General features: G+C 69.1%; 25 protein-coding genes. 13 read left to right on the top strand and 12 right to left on the bottom strand.

Annotation, left to right across the window (positions count from 1 at the left end; translation table 11 throughout):
* The first annotated feature begins 37 nt into the window (after positions 1-37).
* A complete protein-coding gene (locus ACFYTS_RS19720; RefSeq protein ID WP_387306140.1) occupies positions 38-1,750 on the top strand; it encodes a DEAD/DEAH box helicase in 1,713 nt (570 codons plus the stop codon).
* Positions 1,751-2,102: 352 nt separating this feature from the next.
* Here ACFYTS_RS19720 and ACFYTS_RS19715 read toward each other — a convergent pair whose 3' ends face one another.
* Together ACFYTS_RS19715 and ACFYTS_RS19710 are read right to left on the bottom strand one after the other, a co-directional pair.
* Positions 2,103-2,402 carry a DUF1905 domain-containing protein gene (locus tag ACFYTS_RS19715; RefSeq protein WP_357283048.1) on the bottom strand — a complete coding sequence of 100 codons (300 nt, stop codon included), beginning with the start codon at positions 2,400-2,402 and terminating at the stop codon, positions 2,103-2,105.
* Positions 2,403-2,446: 44 nt separating this feature from the next.
* Positions 2,447-3,214 (bottom strand): helix-turn-helix domain-containing protein, encoded by a 768-nt coding sequence (locus ACFYTS_RS19710; protein WP_387306138.1) that lies wholly within the window; start codon positions 3,212-3,214, stop codon positions 2,447-2,449.
* Between the two features lie 55 nt (positions 3,215-3,269).
* Between ACFYTS_RS19710 and ACFYTS_RS19705 the strand changes: the two genes are divergently transcribed.
* Positions 3,270-3,839, top strand: coding sequence for a class I SAM-dependent methyltransferase (locus tag ACFYTS_RS19705; protein ID WP_387306136.1), 570 nt, complete (start codon positions 3,270-3,272; stop codon positions 3,837-3,839).
* A 153-nt stretch (positions 3,840-3,992) separates the two neighbouring features.
* Here ACFYTS_RS19705 and ACFYTS_RS19700 read toward each other — a convergent pair whose 3' ends face one another.
* From ACFYTS_RS19700 to ACFYTS_RS19675, 6 genes are all read right to left on the bottom strand, one after another.
* Positions 3,993-4,172, bottom strand: coding sequence for a hypothetical protein (locus tag ACFYTS_RS19700; protein WP_387306134.1), 180 nt, complete (start codon positions 4,170-4,172; stop codon positions 3,993-3,995).
* A 12-nt stretch (positions 4,173-4,184) separates the two neighbouring features.
* Entirely contained in the window at positions 4,185-4,733 is a 549-nt protein-coding gene (locus ACFYTS_RS19695) for a hypothetical protein (RefSeq protein WP_387306132.1), read from the bottom strand.
* A 1-nt stretch (position 4,734) separates the two neighbouring features.
* Positions 4,735-6,468, bottom strand: a complete 1,734-nt coding sequence (locus tag ACFYTS_RS19690; protein ID WP_387306426.1) for a DEAD/DEAH box helicase — start codon at positions 6,466-6,468, stop codon at positions 4,735-4,737.
* A gap of 248 nt (positions 6,469-6,716) precedes the next feature.
* Positions 6,717-6,911: a hypothetical protein gene (locus tag ACFYTS_RS19685; protein WP_246597932.1), complete on the bottom strand. Its 195-nt coding sequence runs from the start codon at positions 6,909-6,911 to the stop codon at positions 6,717-6,719.
* Between the two features lie 475 nt (positions 6,912-7,386).
* Complete coding sequence (locus tag ACFYTS_RS19680; protein ID WP_387306130.1) at positions 7,387-9,186, bottom strand: acyl-CoA dehydrogenase; 1,800 nt, start codon at positions 9,184-9,186, stop codon at positions 7,387-7,389.
* A 213-nt stretch (positions 9,187-9,399) separates the two neighbouring features.
* Positions 9,400-10,434 carry an AraC family transcriptional regulator gene (locus ACFYTS_RS19675; protein WP_387306128.1) on the bottom strand — a complete coding sequence of 345 codons (1,035 nt, stop codon included), beginning with the start codon at positions 10,432-10,434 and terminating at the stop codon, positions 9,400-9,402.
* Between the two features lie 136 nt (positions 10,435-10,570).
* Here ACFYTS_RS19675 and ACFYTS_RS19670 point away from each other — a divergent pair, with 136 nt between their 5' ends.
* From ACFYTS_RS19670 to ACFYTS_RS19650, 5 genes are read left to right on the top strand one after another with little or no spacing between them, the layout of a single operon-like run.
* On the top strand, positions 10,571-11,113 hold the full coding sequence (locus ACFYTS_RS19670; protein ID WP_387306126.1) for a hypothetical protein: 543 nt from the start codon (positions 10,571-10,573) through the stop codon (positions 11,111-11,113).
* A 54-nt stretch (positions 11,114-11,167) separates the two neighbouring features.
* Positions 11,168-11,578 (top strand): aldehyde dehydrogenase family protein, encoded by a 411-nt coding sequence (locus ACFYTS_RS19665; protein WP_387306124.1) that lies wholly within the window; start codon positions 11,168-11,170, stop codon positions 11,576-11,578.
* A gap of 15 nt (positions 11,579-11,593) precedes the next feature.
* Complete coding sequence (locus ACFYTS_RS19660; protein WP_387306424.1) at positions 11,594-11,962, top strand: DUF952 domain-containing protein; 369 nt, start codon at positions 11,594-11,596, stop codon at positions 11,960-11,962.
* A gap of 55 nt (positions 11,963-12,017) precedes the next feature.
* Entirely contained in the window at positions 12,018-12,500 is a 483-nt protein-coding gene (locus tag ACFYTS_RS19655; protein WP_357283060.1) for a cation:proton antiporter regulatory subunit, read from the top strand.
* Between the two features lie 5 nt (positions 12,501-12,505).
* Entirely contained in the window at positions 12,506-13,693 is a 1,188-nt protein-coding gene (locus ACFYTS_RS19650) for a cation:proton antiporter (protein WP_357283061.1), read from the top strand.
* Here the strand turns inward: ACFYTS_RS19650 and ACFYTS_RS19645 are convergent.
* A complete protein-coding gene (locus tag ACFYTS_RS19645) occupies positions 13,592-14,491 on the bottom strand; it encodes a rhomboid-like protein (RefSeq protein ID WP_357283063.1) in 900 nt (299 codons plus the stop codon). The genes ACFYTS_RS19650 and ACFYTS_RS19645 overlap by 102 nt on opposite strands.
* Before the next feature lie 317 nt (positions 14,492-14,808).
* Here ACFYTS_RS19645 and ACFYTS_RS19640 point away from each other — a divergent pair, with 317 nt between their 5' ends.
* On the top strand, positions 14,809-15,393 hold the full coding sequence (locus ACFYTS_RS19640) for a YdcF family protein (protein ID WP_387306422.1): 585 nt from the start codon (positions 14,809-14,811) through the stop codon (positions 15,391-15,393).
* A gap of 40 nt (positions 15,394-15,433) precedes the next feature.
* On the opposite strand, the gene ACFYTS_RS19635 is transcribed toward ACFYTS_RS19640, so the two are convergent.
* Both ACFYTS_RS19635 and ACFYTS_RS19630 read right to left on the bottom strand, forming a co-directional pair.
* Entirely contained in the window at positions 15,434-17,023 is a 1,590-nt protein-coding gene (locus ACFYTS_RS19635; protein ID WP_387306121.1) for a Na+/H+ antiporter, read from the bottom strand.
* A gap of 118 nt (positions 17,024-17,141) precedes the next feature.
* Entirely contained in the window at positions 17,142-18,104 is a 963-nt protein-coding gene (locus ACFYTS_RS19630; protein WP_357283066.1) for an MHYT domain-containing protein, read from the bottom strand.
* Between the two features lie 426 nt (positions 18,105-18,530).
* Here ACFYTS_RS19630 and ACFYTS_RS19625 point away from each other — a divergent pair, with 426 nt between their 5' ends.
* Positions 18,531-18,698, top strand: a complete 168-nt coding sequence (locus tag ACFYTS_RS19625) for a hypothetical protein (RefSeq protein ID WP_387306119.1) — start codon at positions 18,531-18,533, stop codon at positions 18,696-18,698.
* Between the two features lie 50 nt (positions 18,699-18,748).
* Complete coding sequence (locus ACFYTS_RS19620; RefSeq protein WP_379096961.1) at positions 18,749-19,102, top strand: VOC family protein; 354 nt, start codon at positions 18,749-18,751, stop codon at positions 19,100-19,102.
* Positions 19,103-19,122: 20 nt separating this feature from the next.
* Here the strand turns inward: ACFYTS_RS19620 and ACFYTS_RS19615 are convergent, their stop codons facing one another.
* Positions 19,123-19,980 (bottom strand): DeoR/GlpR family DNA-binding transcription regulator, encoded by an 858-nt coding sequence (locus ACFYTS_RS19615; protein ID WP_387306117.1) that lies wholly within the window; start codon positions 19,978-19,980, stop codon positions 19,123-19,125.
* 156 nt (positions 19,981-20,136) lie between these two features.
* Between ACFYTS_RS19615 and tal the strand changes: the two genes are divergently transcribed.
* The 3 genes from tal to fgd are packed head-to-tail and all read left to right on the top strand — an operon-like array spanning position 20,137 to position 23,866.
* The gene (gene tal / locus ACFYTS_RS19610) at positions 20,137-21,255 is read left to right on the top strand and encodes a transaldolase (protein ID WP_387306115.1); all 1,119 of its coding nucleotides are present in this window, start codon (positions 20,137-20,139) and stop codon (positions 21,253-21,255) included.
* Positions 21,252-22,865, top strand: a complete 1,614-nt coding sequence (gene pgi / locus ACFYTS_RS19605; protein ID WP_387306113.1) for a glucose-6-phosphate isomerase — start codon at positions 21,252-21,254, stop codon at positions 22,863-22,865. Before tal ends, pgi begins: the two co-directional genes overlap by 4 nt.
* Positions 22,862-23,866, top strand: coding sequence for a glucose-6-phosphate dehydrogenase (coenzyme-F420) (gene fgd, locus ACFYTS_RS19600; protein ID WP_387306111.1), 1,005 nt, complete (start codon positions 22,862-22,864; stop codon positions 23,864-23,866). Before pgi ends, fgd begins: the two co-directional genes overlap by 4 nt.
* The last annotated feature ends 11 nt before the right edge of the window (positions 23,867-23,877 follow it).

The raw sequence follows: 23,877 nt of genomic DNA, 5'->3' as shown, positions 1-23,877 counted from the left end.
TGGAAAGCAGTCGGTCGCACTCGCTAATCTCTTCCGAGTGACTTCGGGTGGTGGCGGTTCGCTACGTGCATGGCAACGCAGGGCGCTGACGAAGTATCTGACTGACAAGCCACGGGACTTCCTCGCCGTCGCCACGCCCGGCGCGGGTAAGACGACCTTCGCGTTGCGGGTGGCCGCCGAGTTGCTCAACGATCGCACGGTCGACCAGGTGACGGTGGTCGCGCCCACCGAGCACCTCAAGCACCAGTGGGCGGCCTCGGCCGCGCGCACGGGCATCCAGCTGGATTCGAACTTCTCCAACTCGACCGGTTCCACTTCGTCGGACTATCACGGCGTGGTCGTCACCTATGCGCAGATCGCCTCGCATCCGTTCAAGCACCGAGTGCGCACCGAGAACCGCAAGACGCTGGTGATCATGGATGAGATCCATCACGCCGGCGACGCCAAGAGCTGGGGTGAGGCGGTCGAGGAGGCGTTCAGCGACGCCACCCGCCGCCTGCACCTCACCGGAACCCCGTTCCGAAGCGACGACTCCAAGATCCCGTTCATCACCTACGAGGCCGACGAGTCCGGGTTCGAGAAGTCGCGCGCCGACCACACCTACGGCTACTCCGAGGCGCTCGCCGACGGGGTCGTCCGACCCGTGGTGTTCCTCGCCTACTCCGGCGAGGCGCATTGGCGCGACAGCGCGGGCGAGGAGTACTCGGCGCGCCTGGGCGAACCGTTGAACGCGGAACAGACCGCGCGGGCCTGGCGCACCGCCCTGGACCCGGCCGGTGACTGGATGTCGAAGGTGCTCACCGCGGCCGACACCCGGCTGCGGCAGTTGCGCGCCACCGGCATGCCCGACGCGGGCGGCCTGGTGATCGCCACCGACCAGGAGAAGGCGCGCGACTACGCCGAACTGCTGGAACACATCTCGGGCACCAAGCCGACCATCGTGTTGTCCGACGATCCGGACTCCTCCGACCGCATCGGCGAGTTCAGCAACAACACCGACCCGTGGATGGTCGCGGTGCGCATGGTGTCCGAGGGCGTCGACGTCCCGCGGCTCGCGGTCGGCGTGTACGCCACCAGCGCCTCCACTCCGCTGTACTTCGCGCAGGCCATCGGCCGTTTCGTGCGCGCCCGCAAGGCCGGTGAGACCGCGAGCGTGTTCCTGCCGTCGGTGCCGGTGCTACTGGACCTGGCCGCGCAGCTGGAACTGCAGCGCGACCACGTCATCGGCAAACCGCACCGCGAGGCCAACGGCCTCGAGGACGAACTGCTCATCGACGCCAACAAGCAGAAGGACGAGCCGGGCGAGGAGGAGAAGAAGTTCATCGCCCTCGCCGCCGACGCCGAACTCGACCAGGTCATCTACGACGGCGACTCCTTCGGCACCGCCACCTTCTCCGGCAGCGACGAGGAAGCCGACTACCTCGGGATCCCGGGCCTGCTCGACGCCGACCAGATGCGCGCGCTGCTGCGCGAACGCCAGTCCCGCCAACTCCAGGACCGCAGCGCCGCCGCCGAGGCCCGCCCGTCCGGCGCCGGGGTGGAGGCGGCCGCCGAACGCGCCGCCACCGCCGACCGCCTGGGTGAATTGCGCCGCGAACTCAACAGCCTGGTCGCCATGCACCACCACCGCACCGGCAAACCGCACGGCGTCATCCACGGCGACCTGCGCCGCGAATGCGGCGGCCCGCCCACCGCGCTGGCCACCGCCGACCAACTCTCGCAGCGCATCGCCGCCCTGCGTCGGGTCTGACCGGGGGCGTCCCGCGCCCGACATGGACGAGAGCGCCTGTCGCCGGCCGCGTCCCGACACGTCTGTGACCATGCCGTATACGGTCATCGCAGCGCGATCTCGGTCGGCATCCACCGCATGTGCGGGCTCCGCCGATCTCGGTGACGGTGTTGGTCGCCGGCTGATCGAGACTTCGGCGCGCAGCCGGGCGACGCGTCGGGCCGAGCCGGATGGGACGAGCGGCAACGCCGGCGTGAACGTGGCGCGCGGGGTAGGTGAGGCTGAGACCGTCCCAGGGAGAGGGCCGGGCGAGAACTGCCGGTCCGTGACGAGAGCGCTTGTCGCGGACCGCATCCCCGCCGTGGCGGCGTCGCTAGGCGATCTGTAGTTCGACGACGACGGGGTCGCCCGCGGCGAGCCCTTCGGCGGTGCGCACCGCCTTCTTCATCGGCAGTACATAGGTGCCGCGCTTGCTGTCGGGGAAGATCGAGGTGGACCAGCGGCTGGTGCCGACGGTGACTTTCACCTTGACCGAACCGAATCCGGCGGCGGTGTGGCCGTAGAGTTCGTCGATCTCGTCGGTGATGGCCTCGGGCAGGCTCACGAAGTGCCACGCGGCCTGGGCTTCCCATTCCCAGAGCTCGGCGGTGAACGTGTACGTGGACTTCGCCATGCCCCGACGATAGCCGCGAGGGCCGACAGGTTCGGGTTCGACGGTCAGCGGGTGAAGTAGCGGGCCGGGGAGACGCCGACCTCGCGGTGGAAGGCGGCGACGTAGGCGCTCGGGGTGGAGTACCCGACCCGGGCCGCGATCCGGGCGACCGGCAGACCCGAGGCCAGCAAGGGCAGCGAGGCGGCCAGGCGGAGCTGGGTTCGCCACTGGCCGAAGGTGATTCCGGTCTCGGCGAGGAAGCCCCGGGCCAGCGTGCGGGGACTGGTGGCGACCGCGTCCGCCAGTTCGGCCAGGGTGCGCTGGTCGGCCGGGTCGGCGCGCAGCAGCTCGGCGACGCGGCGGGTGCGCGGCTCCTCGGGGGTGCGCGCGCCGATGGGGATCACCTCCACCGGATCGAGCAGGTCGAACACCACCGCCTCGGTGCGCTCGCGCTGGGCATCGGTGGTGGTGGTCGCGGTCAGGTGCAGGAACAGTTCGTGCAGGAGCCGATCCACACGCAGCATCACCGGGTCCGGATAGTGCACCGGCGACCGATCGGGGGTCAGGAAGATGCCGTGCATGATCGCGCCCTCGAGGGTGCCGGTCCGGTGGACCGTCCCGCCGGGGATCCACAGTGCGCGCGTCGGCGGCAGCACCCAGTGCCCGCCCGGTGTCTCGACGGTCAGCACTCCCTGTGCGGCCCAGGCGATCTGGTGCTGCTCATGCTCGTGTTCGTCGAACCAGTACCCGGCGGGCAGCGTGCCGAGGCCGAACACCATGGCGGTCGGCCCCGATGGCGGGGCCAGCACCCGGGTCTGACCGTTTCGCGACATAATCTGCCACTGTAGTCTCTCGCGGCCATACACGCCTCGTCCTAGCGTTATGGCCATGGGGATGAACTACTTTCACCAGCTACTCTGCCGCTCGAACACCTGGGAGCGGGCCAGCGCGAACCAGATCGTCCCGTGGGCGTTGCGGGACATCGACCTCGGCGACAACGCCCTCGAGATCGGACCCGGCTACGGCGCGAACGTCGACACCCTGCGCGCCCGCGTCCCCGCCCTCACCGGCCTCGAGATCGACCCGGCCCTGGCCGCCCGCCTGCGTACCCGTAAGGCCGGCACGATGCGGATCATCGAGGGCGACGCCACCGCGATGCCGTTGCCCGGCACCGAGTTCAGCTCCGTGGTCAGCTTCACCATGCTCCACCACGTCCCCACCCCCGCCTTGCAGGACGAGCTCTTCGCCGAGGCTTTCCGGGTCCTGCGCCCCGGCGGCGTCTTCGCGGGCAGCGACGGCATCGACCGCCTCACCTTCCGCCTCATCCACCTCGGCGACACCTGCGTCCTGGTCCCGCCCGAGACGATGCGGGCCCGCCTCACCCGCGTCGGTTTCACCGATATCGAAGTCCACAGCGCGGCAACCTACTTTCGCTTCCGCGCCCGCCGCCCCGAGTAGGCCGGACTGCCGCCGCTGACCGGCCCGTCAGGTCCGAAGCGCGGTTGGGCCGGCCACCCCGGCCGGCGCTGGTGAACCCGTTGCCGCGCAGCGCGCTCGGGCCCGCGGGGTGGCGCGGCGACGCGCCGGCCCCATGGACATGTCTTGCCGCGCTCAGTGCAGGCGGTAGGACGAGGCCGCGGCACACACGGTGGAGACCAGCTGCGCCACGGTCAAGCCCGAGTCGAGGATCTTGGCCTTGAGGGCCTTGGCGTCGGCCGGTAACGCCGGCGTCGAGAAGGCCGCCGAGGCAGCCGGTTTCGCCGTCGAGGTGCCGTTGCACGCGGGCCGCACACGGCTGATTGCTCAGCCGAAGAACACCGCCGGGTCCAGGGCGTCGATGGGCGTCCAGCGAGGAATCGATATCGGGGCGTCGGCGTCGGCGGCCGGCGGGGCGAGGCGGTAGCCCTGGAGATCCAAGGCGAGCCAGGGGTTTTCGTCGATCAGCCGGACGACCGCGTAGCAGGCGGCCAGCATGTGCAGGCAGCGGGCGTTGCGGGCGCGGCAGGAGCAGTCGGTGGCCGCGAGGATCGGGGTGACCGAGATGCCCGCGGCGAGGACCGCGGTGTGCAGATCGTCGCTGAGGGTGAGGCTGTCGGCGGGGACCACGGCGGCGATGGCGTCGATGGTGGAGCGCGGGAACGAGGTCAGTTCCAGGTGGGTCACCGAGGCTTCGGAGCCGCGGTGGATGTGGGCCCGGACCACGGTGCCCTCGATCTCGGCGTGGACGCCGTTGTTGCGGGCGATGCTGCGGGCGCGGGGGAGCAGCGGCTCAGGTTTGGTGAGGTTCAACGGTTCCGCGAGCCGGACCCAGTCCTTGCCCCAGGCGGTGTATCCGAATTCGTTGTCGGCCATGTCAGTTTCCCCGCTTCCGGCGCAGCAGTTCCAGCAGTCGTTCATCGTCGAGGCGGGCGAGTTCGGCGACACCGGCCGCGTCGGTGAGGTCGGTGAGCGCGGACTTGCGGTCGTGCATGCCCGCGATGTGCTCCTCGATGGTGGTGCCCGAGGTGAGGGTGGTGATGGTGACGGTGCGGGTCTGCCCGATGCGGTGCGCGCGATCGGTGGCCTGGGCCTCCACGGCCGGATTCCACCAGCGGTCGTAGTGCACGACGTCGGCGGCCCGGGTGAGGGTCAGGCCGGTGCCCGCGGCGCGCAGGCTCAGCACCAGGATCGGTGGGCCGTCGGGGGATTGGAAGCCGGAGACGATCTCGGCGCGCTGCTCGGCGTTCAGTCCGCCGTGGAAGAACGGCGCCGCCACCCCGAACTCCTCGGCGCAGTGCCGGACCAGCAGTTCGCCGGTCTTGCGGTACTGGGTGAACACCAGGGTGGGGGAGTCGTTGTCGAGGTTGCCGGCCAGGATGTCGGAGCAGACGTCGAATTTGCCGGAGCGCCCGGCCAATTCGCTCAGATCTCCTGTGATCAGCCCGGGGTGGTTGCACACCTGCTTGAGTTCGGTCAGCACGGCCAGCACCCGGGTGTGCCGTTGCGCGCCGCTGCCGAAGCCCTGGGCCTCGGCGCGGTCCAGCAGCTGGTCGTAGATCCGTTCCTGTTCCGCGGTCAGGTCGCACACCAGGTCGGTGTGGATCTTGGGCGGCAGGGTCGCGGCGACCTGGGTCTTGCGGCGCCCCAGCACAATCGGCTCGAGGGTGTCGCGCAAGCGCAGCACCGCATTCGCCGAGCCTTCGCTGATGGGCCGCACGAACCGCCGCCGGAACTGCGCTTTGTGGGTGAACTCGCCGGGCACGACCAGGTTCAGCAGCGCCCACAGTTCGTCGAGGTGGTTCTCCACCGGTGTGCCGGTCAACGCGATGCGCGCGTCGGCGGGAATCGCCCGCGCCGCCTTGGCGACCTGGGTGCGCGGATTCTTGAGCACCTGTGCCTCGTCGAAAACGACGCTCGCCCAGCGTTGCCCGGCCAGGGCCTCGCCGTGCCCGCGCAGGGTCGGGTAGCCGGTCACCACGATGGCGCCCGCGTCCGCGTCCGGGGCGTCGCCGCCGCGCCAGGCCACGGCCCGCAGTCCGGGCGCGAATCGCTCGATCTCATGCGCCCAGTTGCCGACGAGTGATGTTGGACACACCACGAGTTGTGGCCCGTCTCCGGCCTTCCCGAGGAGATAGCCGATGGCCTGCACGGTCTTGCCGAGGCCCATCTCGTCGGCCAGTACCGCGCCGCCGTGTGTGGCGGTCGTCTCACGCAGCCAGGTGATGCCGCGCGCCTGATACGGCCGCAGCTCGGCCTTCAGTCCGGAGCGCAGCTCGGCGCTCAGCGCGACGGTGTCGCGCAGTGCCCGCAGGGTCCGGGCCGCGGATGCCACGGCCGTTCCGGTGGCGTTGGGGACGGCGTGCGCGGCCGTGGGCAGCAGGCGGGTCTCGAGGTCGGCGTCGAGGGCTTCACGTAACCGGTGTATTGATTCGCCGGGATTTTCGATAGCCAGAGTGCATAACCGGTCCGGTTCCACCAGAGCGCATTCCACGTCGGCGACCGCGATGGCGTCGCGGTCCGGGACGGCCAGGGCGAGGGTCTGTACCTCGCCCAGTTCGCGCGGCGCGCGTCCGGGACCGTGGCCGGTCCACGTCCAGAGCGCGACCATATGGCGATCCTGCAGGTAGGTGGCTTGCGAGGTCTGCGGCACCCATCCGTTGTACCCGGCTGGACTCGCCGGGCGCACATGACGCTTCTCGCGTTGCGCGCAGTACTTTTCACGTGTCCTCGGCCACAGTTGTGACCGCCACCACGTTTTATAGCAGTCATGCATAGCGAAAGCGGGCGACCTGCCGGTCGCCCGCTTTCGGGGTTTTCTGTTGGGAAGATGGAATTGTCGTGAGTTGGGAGGAGCTGTTACAGCGCCGGTGCCGACTCCGAGTCGATCACGGCCTCGAGCTCACGAAGACGGTCCATGTGCTCATTGGCGTGATGCTGGCAGAAGAGCAACTCTCCACCCGCGGGCAAGGTCGCGCGCACGCGCGCAGCCGCCCCGCAGCGGTCGCAACGATCGACCGCGGTCAGTGGGGTGCTAGTCAGGGTTCCTGGCATGACTCCTCCGTCCTGGCTCTGGGTGTTCACGCACCGTTCGCCTGGTGTGGGGGCCCGCGGACCATTCCGCGAACCTCGCTACCGCTACTTCCCAGCAGTGGCTTGTTGACTACTCTGTCAGACGTTCGGCGAGAGGGCTTTGTTCCCGTGCAGTTTCCCGTGTGTTTTCAGTAACACGACCTGGGATTTCGCTGAAAGCGAACAGGTCCTGGTGACTGCCCGTCAGGACGGAGGAACCTCCCGTTCGAACACGCTGATCGAGTTGTCTATCGGGAGACTACCCGGGCGCACCGACACTCACACTCCGATTGGCTGTCGTGCCCTGCGCGCCAGCAAACCGTAATCAAGGCGGCTGAATCGGAGACCCGGCCGCGACCGGCGCGACCTCGGGTTCACCTGGGGCTTCGATACCATCAGGGGGTATGCCCTGCCTGCATCGTTCGCCCGTCGCGAACGGCCGCGCCGCTCGGCGTGTTCAGAACCAGGATTCGTCGAGTTCCGCGGTGGTGCGATCGCCGGAGTCGAGCAGGTCGAATTGCGGTGCGGTGCGGGGGAGTTCCCAGCGGAAGAAGTACCGGGCGGCCAGTCGCTTGCCGTGGCCGAAGGCCGACTCGGGTAGGGCGTGGGCGGCCACCGCCTGCTCGAGCCAGATCCAGGCCAGCACCACATGGCCGAACGCCTCCAGATAGACCGCCGAATTGGTCAGCGCCGCTTCGGGGTTGCCCGTGCCCCACAGGCCCGCCGTGGTGGCGGCCAGCCGGCCCATGGCGGCCTCGAGGGCATCGGCGAATCCGGTCAGCTCGGCGTCGCCGGCGCCGCGAGCCGTGGCGACGGTGGCCGCCATCGTCTCCAGCAGGGCCGCCAGGGCGGCGCCGTTGTCGAGGGTGACCTGCCGGCCGAGCAGATCCATGCTCTGAATGCCGTGGGTGCCTTCGTGAATCGGGTTGAGGCGATTGTCGCGGTAGTGCTGTTCCACGTCGTAGTCGCGGGTGTAGCCGGCGCCGCCGTGGATCTGGATGGCCAGGTCGTTGGCGGTCAGGCACCACTGGCTGGGCCAGGACTTGGCGATCGGTGTCAGGATGCGCAGCAGCGCGCCCGCCCGCTCGCGGCCGGATTCGGTTGCCGCGGTGCGGTGCTCGTCGACCAGCTTGCCGCAGTAGAGCTGCAGTGCGAGCGCCCCTTCGGCATAGGCCTTCTGCGCCAGCAGCATGCGCCGCACGTCCGGGTGCTCGATGATCGGGACCTGCGCGCCGCCGCGGGCGCTGACCGGTCGGCCCTGCGGGCGGGTGCGCGCGTAGTCGAGCGACTTCAGGTAGCCGGTGTAGCCGAGCGCCGTGGACGCCAGGCCGACGCCGATGCGGGCCTCGTTCATCATCGTGAACATCTGCGCCAGACCGTGATTCGGCTCGCCCACCAGGTAGCCGACGGCGCCCGGCTCGCCGCCGGGGGTGAAGTTGCCGTCGCCGAACACCGGTGCGGTGTTCACGGTGCCGCGCCAGCCCATCTTGTGGTTGATGCCCGACAACACGACGTCGTTGTGCACGGTCGGTTTGCCGTCTGCGTCGGGCAGGAACTTCGGCACCACGAACAGCGAGATGCCGCGGGTGCCCTCCGGCGCGCCCGGGATCCGGGCCAGCACCAGGTGCACGATGTTCTCCGACAGCTCGTGGTCGCCGCCGGAGATCCACATCTTGTGTCCGAACACGCGGTAGGAGCCGTCCGCCGCCGGCACCGCCCGGGTGGTGATGTCGGCCAGGCTGGACCCGGCCTGCGGCTCCGACAATGCCATGGTGCCGAAGCTGCGGCCCTCCAGCATGGGGCGCACGTAGGCGTCGATCTGCTCCGGGCTGCCGTGCGCGGCAAGCAGATTCGCGTTGCCGGTGGTGAGCAGCGCGTAGGCGGCGGTGCCGACATTGGCCGCGTGGAACCACGACATGCACGCGGTGTAGACCGAGTGCGGCAACTGCATCCCGCCGACCTCGTAATCCATTGCCGCGCCGATCATTCCGGCGTCGGCAAAGGCCTGCAGCGCTTTACCGACGGCGGGGATGATGTGCACGCGCTCGCCGTCGAAGGTGGGCTCGTGCAGATCGCTCTCACGATTGTGCGGGGCGAAGTAGGCCGTGGCCAGGTCCTGGCACAGCCGCAGTACCTGGTCGAAGGTGTCGCGGGAGTGGTCGGCGAAGCGGTCCCGGGTGGTCAGGGACTCCACGTCGAGCCACTCGTAGAGCAGGAACTCGAGGTCGCGCGCGGACATGATGGTGGACGGGTTCATGGTTCCTCGGACGGTCGGGTACGTGAAGTCGTACCTGTCGGTCTACCAGATGACCCCCGCGCTCCGCTGACCAGCGTCGACGCGTCGAAACCTACCGAACCTGGTTCAGGGTCGGTAGGGGGTTCCGGTAACTCCGCGCTCGGATGCCCGAACCATCACCCGTGCGCCGCGCGCACTGTCACGACCGCACCGCCGCGCGTGCCGAGTGCATTGTCACGACCGCACCGCGTGGCGGCCGCGGTGGGCGCGGCCGAAGTGTCCGGGCGACTGGCCCTTCCAGGTGCGGAAGGCGGAGGCGAACGCGGACACGCTGGCATAGCCGAGTCGGTCGGCGGCCTGCTCGACGGTGAGGCCGGCGATGAGCAGTTCCTCGGCGAGCATGCCGACGGTCTCCAGGCTGAGTTCGCGGAAGGTGGTGCCCTCCTCGGCGAGGCGGCGGCGCAGGGTGCGGACGCTGACGTCGAGGTCGGCGGCGATGCGGGTCTGGTCGGCGGAGCCGCCGTGGCGGATGAGGAGCTGGCGGACCCGGCCGCTGAGGCCGCCGCGGCTGTGCCGGGACTCCATCAGGTCGGCGCACTGCTGCTCGTAGAAGCGGGCGGTGGACAGGTTCGCCTGGGGGAGTGGGGTTTCCAGGGTGGCCGCCTGGAATTCCATGCGGGACCGCGGCATCGAGAAGCGCACATCCTCGACGCCGAAGACCGCGCCGAACATCTCGTAGATCGAGTGGGCGGCGATAGAGAGCTCGACGCGCACAGCGGGGATGCGGATCGGAATGAGGTCCTGCTGGACGGTGGCGATGGCCGCCAGATCCCGTTCCAGGGCGAAGCGCCGGATCTCGGCGGGTAGCGCGCTGTCGTCGCGCTGGATCCAGACCTGGGTGTCGCGGGTGTCGATGGAGTGGCGGGCGGTGGTGAACGACAGGTCCGCGTAGCGCAGGGCGATGTCCATCGCGTGCCGCAGGCTGGCGCTGCTCATCAGCGCGAAGCCGAGCACGCCCATGGACGGCGGGTGGCACAGCAGTCCGGCGAGCAGTCCCATGCCGGGTTCGTCGTCGGTGGCGGTGACGACATTGGCCATGACGGAGTACTCCTGCGCCATGGTGATTTCGGTCGACGGATCGTGCAGGGCGGGTTCGCGGATGCCGCTGCCGCGCAGCACGTCGGCCAGTGGAATGCCGCGGCCCACAGCGAAATCGGCCAGCAGCGCGGTGCTGGTGATGGAACGAATCTGCGCCAACTCTTCCGTCACTCGGGAAGTCTTGCAAACTTCGGGCGTCCGCAATGCCGTTACCGGTTGGTAAGTTGCCTGGGTGCGGCTCATATTCGCCGATTCCTGGCCGATTGTGAGCTGGTCGCCCGAAAACCGCACCCATACGGTGAGATTCATGCGCACCACGCGGTACCCGCCATATCGGGTGCCGGATGCCGGAAAGGTCCGTCCGCTCATGCTCACCGTGATCGCACCCGCCGACGACCGGGACGTGGACACCATCGCCGCCGAGCCGCCCGATCGGGTGCGCGCCGCCGTCGAGCGGTTGCGCGACCACGCCGTGCTCAGGCACTCGCTGGGGGTGGTGGGCCGCGTCCACCGGCTCACCGTCTTCCGAAACTGGTTGCTGGACAACCGGACCGATCTGGTGGCGCTGCCGGGCCGGGAGACCGACAAGACCGAGACGGAGGCCGATGCCGAGTTCGGCCTGGCCGTCGACACTCTCGACCACTATCGCGCGCACGGCGCGGAGTTCCTGGGCGGGCGGCATCCCCAGGTCGCCATACGTCCCGGAGCGGCCATACAGCAGGTCGTGTCCCGGCCAGCGGGCGCGGTGGTCAGGCCCTCGGCGGGCTGGCTAACAATGAGCAAAGCTGTAATAGCGTGGAACGCGTCATCGTCGAGTCATCGGTCCACGACACCTTTCTGGACAGACTGACCGCCGAGGCCGCCGCCTTCGGACCCGTCCTCGCGACGAGATCGCGGCCGGGTGATGACCTCGGCCTCGCACGTCGGCCGGGTCGATGACCAGGTGCGCGCGGCGCCGGCCACGGGCGCGACCCTGCGCTGCGGCGGCCGCGCCACGGATGTCGGATTCGAACCCACCGTGCTCGGGGAGGTCGGCCCGGCCATGGCCGTGTTCACCCAGCAGACCCTCGGTCCGGTGCTGCCCGTGGTCCGGGCGGGGGACGCGGGCGCGGCCTTCGACCTCGCGGGCCGCACCCCGGCCGGACCCTGCGTGAGCGTGTGGACCGGAGACGCGGTCGCCGCGGGCCGCGCCGCCGCCCGTCTCGCCCCCGCCCTGGGTCGCCGTCAACGACGTCGGCCCGCACGTGGCCCGGCCCCGGCCGTACTGAGCCGCCGGGCCGCGCCGAGCCGATGTGGATCGGCCGCCCTCGCCTAGATTGGACGGGTGGGAATCGAACAGGACACGACACCGGCCACCCTGCTGCACATCTGCTCCCGCGACGAGTGGGAGAACGCCCGCGCCGCAGGCGAATACCGCGCGCCCTCGCTGGCCGAGGCCGGATTCATCCATCTGTCCGCCCCGTACCAGGCGCATCTGCCCGCGAATCGCCTCTTCGCCGGCCGTACCGATCTGGTGCTGCTGCACCTGGATCCCGCCGCGCTCGGTTCACCGGTGAAATGGGAGCCGGGTGTGCCCACCGATCTGGATTCCATGCTGTTCCCCCACCTGTACGGTCCGCTGCCGCTGACAGCCGTCACCGCGGTGACCGATTTCGCGCCCGGACCCGATGGCGGCTTCGCCCCGCTGGAAGCGAACTGATCACGCCCCGGACGTAGCTCCCCGCGATTCGCGCGGGTTGTCCTAATCTGGACGCGTGAACGTCGATGTGACTGCCCTGCCCGGTATCGGTGTCCGCAAGGACTTCGAAGTCAGATCGGGTCGGCGGATCGGAGTCGTCGCGCACCGGGACGGCGGAATCGACCTCATCGTCTCCCAGCGCGACGACCCGGACGCCTGCATCGCGCAGGTGCCGCTGACCCCGGACGAGGCCGCGGTGCTGGCCAACCTGCTGGGCGCACCGCAGCTGGTGCAGCAGCTCAGGGAAGAACACTCCGACCTACCCGGGATCACCACCCGGCAGCTCAGCGTCAGCGGGAGCTCGCCGTATCGAGGGCGCATGCTGGGGGAGACCGCCATGCGGACCCGCACCAAGGCGTCCATCGTCGCGATCATGCGGGCGGGGCAGGTGCAACCGTCGCCTGGTCCGGATCAGGTGCTCGACTCCGGGGACATCCTGGTCGTGGTCGGAACTCCGCACGGGCTGGACGCGGCCGCTCGCATCCTGGCCGACGGCTGAGCCCGGTGGACTCGACCGGCCTAGCCCTGTTCGAACTCGGCGCGATCTTGTTCGCGCTCGGCATGCTGGGCCGCCTGGCCGCCCGCTTCGGCATGTCGCCGATCCCGCTCTATCTGCTGGGCGGCCTGGCCTTCGGTCAGGGCGGCATCGTGAAGATGAAGGCCGCCACCGAATTCGGGCACATGGCCGGCGAGATCGGCGTGGTGCTGCTGCTCCTGCTGCTCGGATTGGAATACACCGCCGCCGAATTGGTGACCGGGCTGCGCCGCTCCTGGGTGGCGGGTCTGCTCGACATCGTCGCCAATGCCACGCCCGGCGTGGTGGTCGCGCTCATGCTCGGGTGGGGCCCGGTCGGCGCGGTCACCATGGGCGGCGTCACCTACATCTCGTCCTCGGGCATCGTCGCCAAGGTGCTCAACGACCTCGGGCGGCTCGGTAACCGCGAGACGCCGGTGGTGTTGTCCATCCTGGTGTTCGAGGATCTGGCGATGGCGGTGTATCTGCCGATCCTCACCATGATGCTGGCCGGGCTGAGCTTCGCCAGCGGACTTCGATCGCTGGCCATCGCGCTGGTGGCGATCACCGTGGTGCTCATCGTGGCGCTGCGCTACGGCCGCTACGTGTCGGCCATCGTGGACAGCAACGACCGGGAAGTGTTCCTGCTCAAGCTGCTCGGCGCGGCGCTGCTGGTGGCGGGCGCGGCCTCGGCGCTGAAGGTGTCGGCGGCGGTCGGGGCGTTCCTGCTCGGCATCGCCATCTCCGGATCCACCGCCCAGGAGGCGGCCAAACTCCTCGAACCCCTGCGAGACCTCTTCGCGGCGATCTTCTTCGTGGCCTTCGGGCTCAATACCGATCCCACCGCGATTCCGCCGGTTCTGGGCTGGGCGGTGCTGCTGGCGGTCGTGACCGCGCTGACCAAGATCGGCACCGGGTGGTGGGCGGCCTCGAGGCAGGGGATCCGGCGGATGGGCCGGGCGCGCGCGGGCGCGGCGTTGGTGGCGCGCGGCGAATTCTCCATCGTCATTGCCGGGCTGGCGGTTTCGGTGGGCGGGGTGGATCCGCGGCTGGCGGCGCTGGCCTCGGCCTACGTGCTAATGATGGCCGTGCTCGGCCCGATCGCGGCCCGCGTCGTCGAGCCCGCCATCCGGCTGGTCCAACGCGACCGCGGGCGGATCGATCCCGTCCCCAGCTGAATTCGCGCTGTTTCCGCCCGCATCGGTGGGTTGCGCCCCACCGGTGACGGCCGGATTCCGCTTCGCCGCCTTGCGCTCGCGCACCGCGATCAACCGGTGCGAGAGCGCCACCGCGACCGCGCCCACCGCGAAACCGATGAGCAGCGCGAAGAAATGGCCGTAGTCGGTGAACGTGCGCCCGTGCCACACCCCGTACCCGTACCAGACCGCCATGGCCAGCGCCCACACCCAACGGGCCGGACCCCGCAACCGGAAGGCCAGCACCGCCAGCATGGCCGAGATGCCGTAACTGGGGCCGACGTCCGAGGCGAACGCCACCCGGGTCGGGATCAGCTGCTTGTCCAATTTGTGCGCGATGCCGAGCACCGTGATCAGGGTCGCCCCGACATGGCCGATGGCCACCACCACGATCCAGCGCAGCGACCCCAGCCACCGTTCGGCCAGCGCCATCAAGGTGATCAGGATGACGATCTCGCCCCAGGGGAAGCCGCCATCGGTCCAGAAGGCCGAGGCCACCAGCACCTGGATCGGATCCCGCTGCATATTGCGCAGATTCGTCGAGGCCGAGAAGATCAGCCGCCGGCCCACGATGTCGCTCGCCCCGCGCAGCGTCCACCAGGTGATGAACAAGGTGAACGCGTAGGCGATACACGCCGGGGTGACCGCGAGCAGATCGCGATAGGCCTGGATCCCGCGCCGCACCCGATGCGGCTGCGCCCACCACTGGACGAGGGCGCGGACCTGCTCACCGAGGTCAACGGTCCGCAGCCAGGGCGGCTGATAGGTGCCCAATGCCATTGCGTCATGCTAACCCGAGGTCAGGGCCCGGTCAGTGCATCGCCGCGACCCGCCTGTGCACCGGGACCTGCGCGATCGAGCCGTATTCGGCCACGTCACGGGCGAGCCCACGCCCAATACTCGATCCATGACCAGGGTCGCAGTCGCCGCGAGCCGCGCTCATGGGTCATGAGCACCTGCGCGGATCGTGCTCGGCCCCGGGGCGACGGCGGCGCGGCGGCGGGGGACTACCGTCGATGCGGTGCGCGGGCATTCGATCGAGCTGCGCGTGAGCATTCGATGCTGGAGCCGTTGTCAGGAGGTGTGACCGGGTGCGGATGTGTCGGGGCGTCATGCTGTGGGCCGGGGCCGCGGTGGTGGCGCCGTTCCTCGGATTCACCGGATACACCCTCGGGCGGGCGCGGCGGGCGCCGCGGCCGGGCGCGGAGGTAGTGGTCGTGCTCGGCTGCCGACTGCGCGGCGACCGGGTCTCGCCCATGCTGGCCCGGCGGCTGGATCGGGCGCTCGAGGTGATCCGGGACGAGCGGGAGCGCAGGCCGCTCGTGGTCGTGTCCGGCGGGCAGAGCGGCCGCGAAACCGTGCCGGAGGCGATGGCGATGGCTGATTACCTTGTGGCGCACACGATTCCGGCGACGGGCATCGTCGCGGAGAATCGGTCCCGGAACACCGAGGAGAATCTGCGGTTCACCGCCGAGGAATTGCACTCGCTCGGCATCGACCCGCGCACCGCGCGAATCACGGTGGTCACCAGTGATTTTCACGTATTGCGGACGCAACGGCTGGCTCGGCGGCTGGGGTTGCGGGCCGAAGTAACCGGGGCGCGGACCACCCGTCTGCTGACCCGCAAGTCGTTCGCGCGCGAATTCGTGGCCGTCCTCGTGTCGCTGGGCCGGAACGGATAGTCGCGCGATCAGGTGTGCCGGTCTGCGGCGGGGGAGCGGCTCAGTTGGCCGCGCCGCGCAGGTCCAGACGGCGCATCACCCGGTCCACCACATCCGGCGGGACGCCGGGTTCGCGGCGGGCGGCCAGAGCTTCGGCGCGGCCGGCTTCCAGTACGTCGTTGGTGATGGCCCGCATCTTCGCGGTGAAGGCGATCGCGCGATCGGTGGCCATGCGGGCATTGCTGTCGGCGGCCTCGGGGTCGGCGTGGGCGAGGCGGCGTTCGAAGCCGGACCGCAGCCGGTCGTAGACCTCTTCGGGTAGGTGCTCGGTCTGTGAGATCTCTTCCAGTCGTGCGAGTTCGGCCTGCAGCACCCGGGTCCAGAGCTCGCGTTCGATGACGCGTTCCGCGCCGGTGTCGGCTCGCACGCCGGTGGCGCGCACCACCGCGGGCAGGGTCGGGCCTTGCAGCAGCAGCGTGAACAGCACGACCGCGAAGGCCGTGAACAGGATCTCGGTGCGGCCCGGGAACGGTTTCCCGGTGTCGGTGGTGAACGGGATGGCCAGCGCGAGTGCGACGGTCGCCACCCCGCGCATACCGGCCCACCAGGTGACCAGGGTCTCGCGCCAGTTGTAGGGCTCGTCGCGATCGCGGGCGCGCCACCAGGATTGGAAGAGCTTGGTGGTGATCAGCAGCCAGATCAGCCGCAACCCCACCACCACCGCGATCACGACGGCGGCCCCGCCGAGGAAACGCGGCCAGTCCGGTCCGGAGTCGCGCAGCACCGTGCTCAGTTCCAGTCCGATCAGCCCGAACGCGAACCCGGTGACCAGCATTTCGGTGATCTCCCAGAAGGAGTCGCCGACCAGGCGGTAATCGCTGTCGCCGAAGTCGGTGGCGGCGTCGGTCAGGTACATCGAGCACACCAGCACCGCCAGCACCGCCGACCCGCCGCGCGATTCCGAGAACCCGTACGCCGCGAACGGCAGCAGCAGCCCGAGCGCGACCCGCCACGGGGCCTCGTCGAGCCGGTGCATGAGTTTGCTTCCGGCCCAGCCGAACAGCAGCCCCACCGCCGCCCCGACCAGCGCCGACACCCCGAAGTCGAGCACTGCGCCCCACGCGGAGAAGGTGCCCGACACCACCGCCTGCACCGCGACCGTGTACAGCACGATCGCGGTCACGTCATTGAACAGCCCCTCGCCCTCGAGCACCGCGACCAGTCGCCGCGGCAGCCCCAGCTTGCCGGCCAGCGCCGACACCGCCACCGGATCCGGCGGCGCCACCAGCGCGCCCAGCGCGACCGCCGCCGCGATCGGGATGGCCGGATACCAGAGGTGGAAGGCCCAGGCCACGGCCACGGTGGTGACGATGACCAGTACCACGGCACGCAGGCTGATGGCTACCCAGTTCTCGGCGAACTGCCGCCACGAGGTGCGTCGCGCGGCCGCGTACAGCAGCGGCGGGAGGACCAGCGGCAGAATCAGTTTCGGTTCGATCTGGATATTGGGGACCTGTGGGATGAGCGCGAGCACCACGCCGAAGGCGGTCATCAGGACCGCCGGGGCCTGGCCCAGCCGTCGTCCGAGCGGCTGCGCGAGGATGGTCGCGAACAGGACCGCGAAGATCAACTCCAGCTGATGGTGGTCCACGGCCCTCAGTTTGCTGTGGCTGCGCCCGAAAGTCGAACACCGCAGACCGATTCTCAGCGAACGCGACCCGTGATTCTCAGGCTGCCGGGCAGGTGGTTCTCAGCCTGCCCGGCCGGGCTCAGCCCGCGCGGTAGCGGTCCGAATGCCAGTTGCCGGGGACGGCCATCTCGTGGCGGCCGGGCGCCTGATAGTCGGCGGCGGGCGGATACAGCCCCGCCGTCCGGTAGTCGTGCGGTACGGGTTCGTCCTGGCCCGAGCCGTGCGCGGCGGCCGCCGAGCCGGCTTGCAGCGACCAGCCGGGCCGGTGTTCGGGGGCGGGCCGGGTTTCCGGCATGGGCCGTGTGGGACCGGGCATCATCGACCGCTCGTCCACCTCGGTGAGACCGACGTGGATGAGCAGCACCAGCGTCACCATGCTGACGCTGATCATCAGTGGCGCCAGCAGCTCCATCGCGCCCGCGCCGTGCGGGGTCTCGGCGTGGTCCATGTGGTGGGCGTTCATCGACGCCATGCCGGTGTAATGCATGCCACACACCGCCACACCCATGATCAGGGCCGCGCCGATGGTCGCCCAGATGCCGGTGATGACCAGGGTGAACCACAGCGCGACGGTCGCCGCGACCACCGCGATCACCATCGACAGGGTGACGATCCAGACGTCGTAGCCGATCATGGCGTCCGACTTCATGGCGTACATGCCCGAATAGTGCATCGCGCCGACGCCCAGGCCGGTGACCGCGCCGCCCGCGAACAGCGAATAGCGGCCGAACGGCTCGCGCGCCACCACGAACAACCCGGCCCACACCACCAGGATCGAGATCAGGGCGCTGAGCAGGGTGAGCGGTACGTCGTAGCGGATCACGGCACCGCGAATGCTGAAGCCGAGCATCGCGATGAAATGCATGACCCAGATGCCGGTGCCGCCGATGGCGATCGCCGCCGAGATGAGCCAGCCGCCGCGCCCGTCCCCTGCCCGAGCACGCGCCGTACACCGCAGACCGAGCAGCGATCCGGTGACGGACATGATGTAGGCCAGGATGGGGGTGATCCATCCATAGCTGAAGTGGTGAATTTCCAGCACTCGAACTCCATTGCCAGAACAGGGGTTTCGCAATCGCAGTCGCGACGGGGGCACACTACCGGGCATGATTCGAATTGGGAAATTGAAAGGGAATGTTTCATCTAAATTAATTCCGACTGGGACGTTTCCGGGTGGGCAGCAACCTGCTGGTTGCCGGAATGTCATGTCCCCGTGCGACTTTGACTGGTGCGACCGATTCGAATCATGCGCCATACGCATGACGACTGGGCAAATTCTGTGGCGTAGTTATCATTCGGCAGCATTGTCGGCGAACAGCTTTCACCGCGACGCCGCATCGCGTCGCGTAGCGTGCCGATCGGGTAACCCTTCGTTCACCGCCCGGGGGCCACCATCGCGCCGACGCAGCGCGGCTATTCGCCCCGGGCCCGGCCGCGCGGCCAGTCCGCCGCCCTCACCCCCGATTACATGGCGGCGCCGTTCACCTGCGAGATCCTCGACGCCACCCACTGGATCCCCGAGGAACGCCCCGCCGAACTCGCGGCCCTCATCGCCGCGCGCGCCGCCACCGCCCGAACCGGCCGCCCCGCACGCGTGTCGCTGTCCGATCCCGGTGGCGCGCAACGGTCATCATGAGGGGGACCGTGCCGGGTGCGCACCCGGCCGGAACCGATCAGGAGGCTGTAGTGAGCGACCACGAAGTGAAGATGATCATCCTGTCCACCGATGACCTGGACGAGTCGATCAGCTTCTACACCGAGACCCTGGGCATGCCGTTGAAGTTCCGCGACGGCGCGCATTTCGCGGCGATCGACGGCGGGCCCATCACCCTGGCGCTGGCCACCGCCGTCGACCACCCGATCCACGGGCAGGTGGTCGTGGGCATCAAGACCGCGGACGTGGACGCCGCGGCCAAGGCGATCGAGGCCAGTGGCGGCGGCATCGTGACCGCGCCCTACAACGACGCGCACGAGCGTCGCGCGGTCGTCTACGACAACAAGGGCAACGGTCTGGTCTTCTACAGCCCGCTGCCGAAGTGACCGCCGACCACCGCACCGAACTACTCCGTCGCCTCGCCTGACTCGGGCGCGGTCTTGCCGCGCGAGGCGAGGGAGGCCGCCGCCGCGACGGTCGGCCAGGGCTTGGGTCGCGGCGGCCTGGTGACGTCGGCCCGAATCAGATGGTCGCCGTAGGGTTTCGCGGCCTCCTCGTCGAGGCCGTGATCGGTGATGAGGGTGTGGATCTCGTCGAGCCCGGCGACCCGGGCCAGGGCGCGGTGTCCGAACTTCGAACTGTCGACGACCACGGCGGTGGAGCGCGCGATCGCGATCATCGCCCGCTTGACCGGAACCTCGAGGGTGTTCGTATTGGTGATCCCGGCGTCCACGTCCACCGCGTCCGCGCCCAGGAATGCCCAATCCGCCGCGTAATCGCGCAAGAACTCGACCGTGCGGTCACCGGCGAGGGTGTAGACCGAGCCGAGCAGTTCGCCGCCCGCGACCAGCAGCCGGAAGCGTTGCAGGCCCGCGACGTACTCGGCGATGCGCAGATCATTGGTGATGACGGTGAGATTCTCGCGGCGGCTCAAGGCGACCGCGACCTCGTAGGTGGTCGAGCCGCTGTCGAGGATCACCGTGTCGCCGTCGGTGACCAGGCCCGCGGCCACGCGGGCGATGGCCGACTTCTCCTGCAGCCGTGAGTTTCTCTTCGCCGAATACGGCAGATCCGAGGTGACGCCCGGGATGGGCCGCGCGCCGCCGTGGGTGCGCTGGATCTGGCCGTCGCGTTCGAGCGCTTCCAGGTCGCGGCGGATGGTCGAGGTGTCCACTCCGAGCTCGCGGGCGAATTCCTTCGCCTCGACGTAGCCGTCGGTGGTCAGCCTGTCGAGGATCTGACGCCGGCGGGTGCTGGAGAGCAACGGACCTCCTGAAGGGTTGTCGAGCCATCGTCGCCGTCTCGGATGGTACGCGATCCTGCGCGAAATATTGACAGTAATCAGCCCCGGCTGCATGATTTCGTGCAACATCTGCTCGAAAACGAGCAATCGCAGACTGTGTATGGCAGAGGTATTCGTATGAGTGATCCGTTGCAGCTCCTCGCCCGAGAAGGTGTCTCCCTCTGGCTGGACGACCTGAGCCGCGGCCGGATCGAATCCGGTGGACTGGCCGAATGGGTCGAGCGGGGCATCACCGGCGTGACCACCAACCCGGCGATCTTCGAGGCCGCCCTGCGCGGGTCCGAGCAGTACGGCACGCAGCTGCGTGAATTCGCGCAACTCGGTCTGGGCACCGCGGACGCCGCACGCATCCTCACCAGCTGGGACGTGCGGGCCGCCTGCGACGTGCTGCGGCCGGTGTACACCGCGACCGACGGTCTCGACGGCTACGTCTCCCTCGAAGTCGATCCGGCGTGGGCGCACGACACCGATCGCACGGTGAGCGAAGCGGTGCTGCTGTCGTGGCTGGTCGACCGGCCCAATCTGATGATCAAGGTTCCGGCCACGCCCGCCGGACTGCCCGCGATCACCGCCATCCTGGGACGCGGGATCAGCGTCAACGTGACACTCATCTTCTCGCTCGGGCGGTATCGGGATGTGCTCGACGCCTTCCAGGCCGGGCTGGAGCTGGCACGCGAGAACGGGCACGACATCGCCCGGATCGCCTCTGTCGCTTCGTTCTTCATCTCACGCGTGGACTCCGAGGTCGATGTCCGGCTCGACACGCTGGGCACTGATGCGGCGCGGGCGGTGCGTGGCCGTGCCGCGATCGCGAACGCGGTGCTCGCCTACGAGGCGTTCGAGCAGACGCTGCGCGGGGAGCGCTGGGCGGCGCTGGCCGCGGCGGGGGCGCGGCCGCAGCGGCCGTTGTGGGCATCGACCGGGGTGAAGGATCCCGCCTACGACGACACCCGGTACGTGGTGGATCTGGTCGCGCCCGGGACCGTGAACACCGTGCCCGAGCCGACTCTCGCGGCGGTCATCGATCACGGCAAGGTGGTCGGAGACCAGGTCACCGGCCGCTACGACGACGCGCACCGGGTGTTCGGTGAGCTCGACGCGCTCGGCATCGACATGAACGACATCTCCGCCAAGCTGGAGCGGGAGGGCATCGCCAAGTTCCAGCAGGCGTGGCGTGAGCTGATCGCCGGCGTCGAATCGGCGCTGGCCGACCGTGGCGCCGCGGTGCGGGGATGACCGGCTCCCCGGCGTGGGCGCGGCTGGCCGCGCACCGCGAAGAGCTTGCGGGAGAGCGGATCTCGGAGCTGTTCGGGCGGACGCCCGATCGGGGTCCGGCGATGACCGTCGAGCACGACGGGATCGTGCTGGACTATTCGAAGAATCTGGTCACCGGTGAAACCATCGACCTACTGGTCGAACTCGCCGCCGAACGTGACCTGCCCGCGGGTATCGAGGCGATGTTCACCGGCGCGCCGATCAATGTCACCGAGCGGCGCGCGGTGCTGCACACGGCGTTGCGTGCGCCCGCGGACGCGGTGGTGGAGGTCGACGGCGTCGATGTCGTGCCCGCCGTGCAGCGCACCCTCGAGCGGATGGCGGGATTCGCGCAGGCCGTTCGGTCGGGGGAGTGGCGTGGGGCGACAGGGGAGCCCATTCAGGCGGTGGTCAATATCGGGATCGGAGGTTCGGATCTCGGACCGGCGATGGCGTGCCTGGCGCTGCGTGAATACGGTACGGGCACACTGGAATCGCGATTCGTCGCCAATGTGGACGGGCATGATCTGACCCGGGCGCTGCACGATCTCGACCCGGCGACGACACTTTTCGTGGTGTCGTCGAAGACGTTCACCACGGTCGAGACCCTCGCCAATGCGCGGGCGGCCCGGGATTGGCTGATCGACGCGCTCGACGATCCTGCCGCTGTGGCCAAGCATTTCGTCGCGGTGTCGGTGAACGCCTCGGAGGTATCGTCCTTCGGCATCGATCCGGCCAATATGTTCGAGTTCTGGGATTGGGTCGGCGGCCGCTACTCGCTGAGCTCGGCGATCGGACTGTCGGTGATGATCGCGATCGGCGCCGAGCGGTTCCGGTCGTTCCTCGCGGGCGCGCATTCGATGGACGTCCACTTCCGCACCGCGCCGGCGCATCGCAACCTGCCGATCCTGCTCGGGTTGCTCGGGATCTGGTATCGCAACTTCTGGGACGCCCAGACGCACGCGGTGCTGCCCTACGATCAGCGGCTCGCGCGGCTGCCCGCGTATTTGCAGCAGCTCGAGATGGAGAGCAACGGCAAGTCTGCCGATCGTGACGGGAATCCGGTCGGTGTCGGCACCGCGCCGATCGTGTGGGGCGAGCCCGGCACCAATGGCCAGCACGCCTTCTTCCAGCTGCTGCATCAGGGAACCATCACGGTCCCTTGCGATTTCATCGGCGTCCTCACGCCCGCCCATGACCTGACCGGGCATCACGACCTGTTGATGGCGAACCTGTTCGCCCAGTCGCAGGCGCTGGCCTTCGGCCGCGCCGGCGACGACGCGGGGGAGTACCGCGCGTTTCCCGGCAACCGGCCGAGCAGCACCCTGCTGCTGGATGAACTGACCCCCTATTCGCTGGGCGCGCTCGTCGCCCTGTACGAGCACAAGGTGTTCACGCAGGGATGGATCTGGAACATCAACTCGTTCGACCAGTGGGGCGTCGAACTCGGAAAGATCCTCGCGACACGCCTTGTCGACGACATCGAGTCCGGATCCGCACTGTCACATGACAGTTCGACCAATGCTCTCATCGAACGCTACCGCCGCCTGCGCAAGGCGGCCGATCACCCTGAGAAAGCGGTACAGCGATGACCCTGAAGATCGGCTACAAGGCCTCCGCCGAGCAGTTCGGCCCCCGCGACCTCGTCGAATATGCCGTGCGCGCCGAGGAATTGGGCCTCGACAGCGTGGTCGTGTCCGACCACTTCCTGCCCTGGCGGCACAATGGCGGGCACGCGCCGTTCGCGTTGTCGTGGATGTCGGCCGTCACCGAGCGCACCAGCCGTGTCCAGATCGGCACCAGCGTCCTCACCCCGACATTCCGCTACAACCCCGCCGTCATCGCCCAGGCCTTCGCCACCATGTCGCTGCTGTCCAACGGGCGCGTCATGCTGGGTGTCGGCACCGGTGAGGCGCTCAACGAGATCGCGGTCTCCGGCCGGGAATGGCCGGAATTCAAGGAACGCTTCGCCCGCCTGCGCGAAGCCGTCACACTGATGCGCAAGCTCTGGACCGAATCCGACGTGTCGTTCGAGGGCGAGCACTTCACCACCGTGAAGGCCAATATCTACGACCGCCCCGAGCAGCCGGTCCCCGTGTACATCGCCGCGGGCGGCCCGGTCGTCGCCAAGTACGCGGGCCGCACCGGCGACGGCTTCATCTGCACCTCCGGCAAGGGTATGGAGCTCTACAACGACAAGCTCATGCCCGCCGTCGCCGAAGGCGCGGCCGCCGCCCAGCGCGACCCGTCGACCCTCGACAAGATGATCGAGATCAAACTCTCCTACGACCGCGACCCCGAACTGGCCCTGGCCAATACGCGTTTCTGGGCCCCGCTGTCGCTGACCCCCGAGCAGAAGCACAGCGTCGACTCCGCCGTCGAAATGGAAGCCCTCGCCGACCAGCTCCCCATCGAGCAGGTCGCCAAGCGCTGGATCGTCGCCTCCGATCCGGACGAGGCGATCGCCGGCATCAAGCCGTACCTCGACGCGGGCCTGAACCACCTCGTCTTCCACGGCCCCGGCCACGACCAGGAACGGTTCCTCACCCAGTTCGCCACCGATCTTCTTCCGCGCCTGCGCGAACTCGGCTGAGCCACCACCGA

The sequence above is a fragment of the Nocardia sp. NPDC004151 genome (assembly GCF_042874235.1).
GTDB lineage: Bacteria > Actinomycetota > Actinomycetes > Mycobacteriales > Mycobacteriaceae > Nocardia.
Note: the sequence above shows the minus strand (reverse complement) of the source record. Positions and strands in the feature narration are given on the sequence as shown.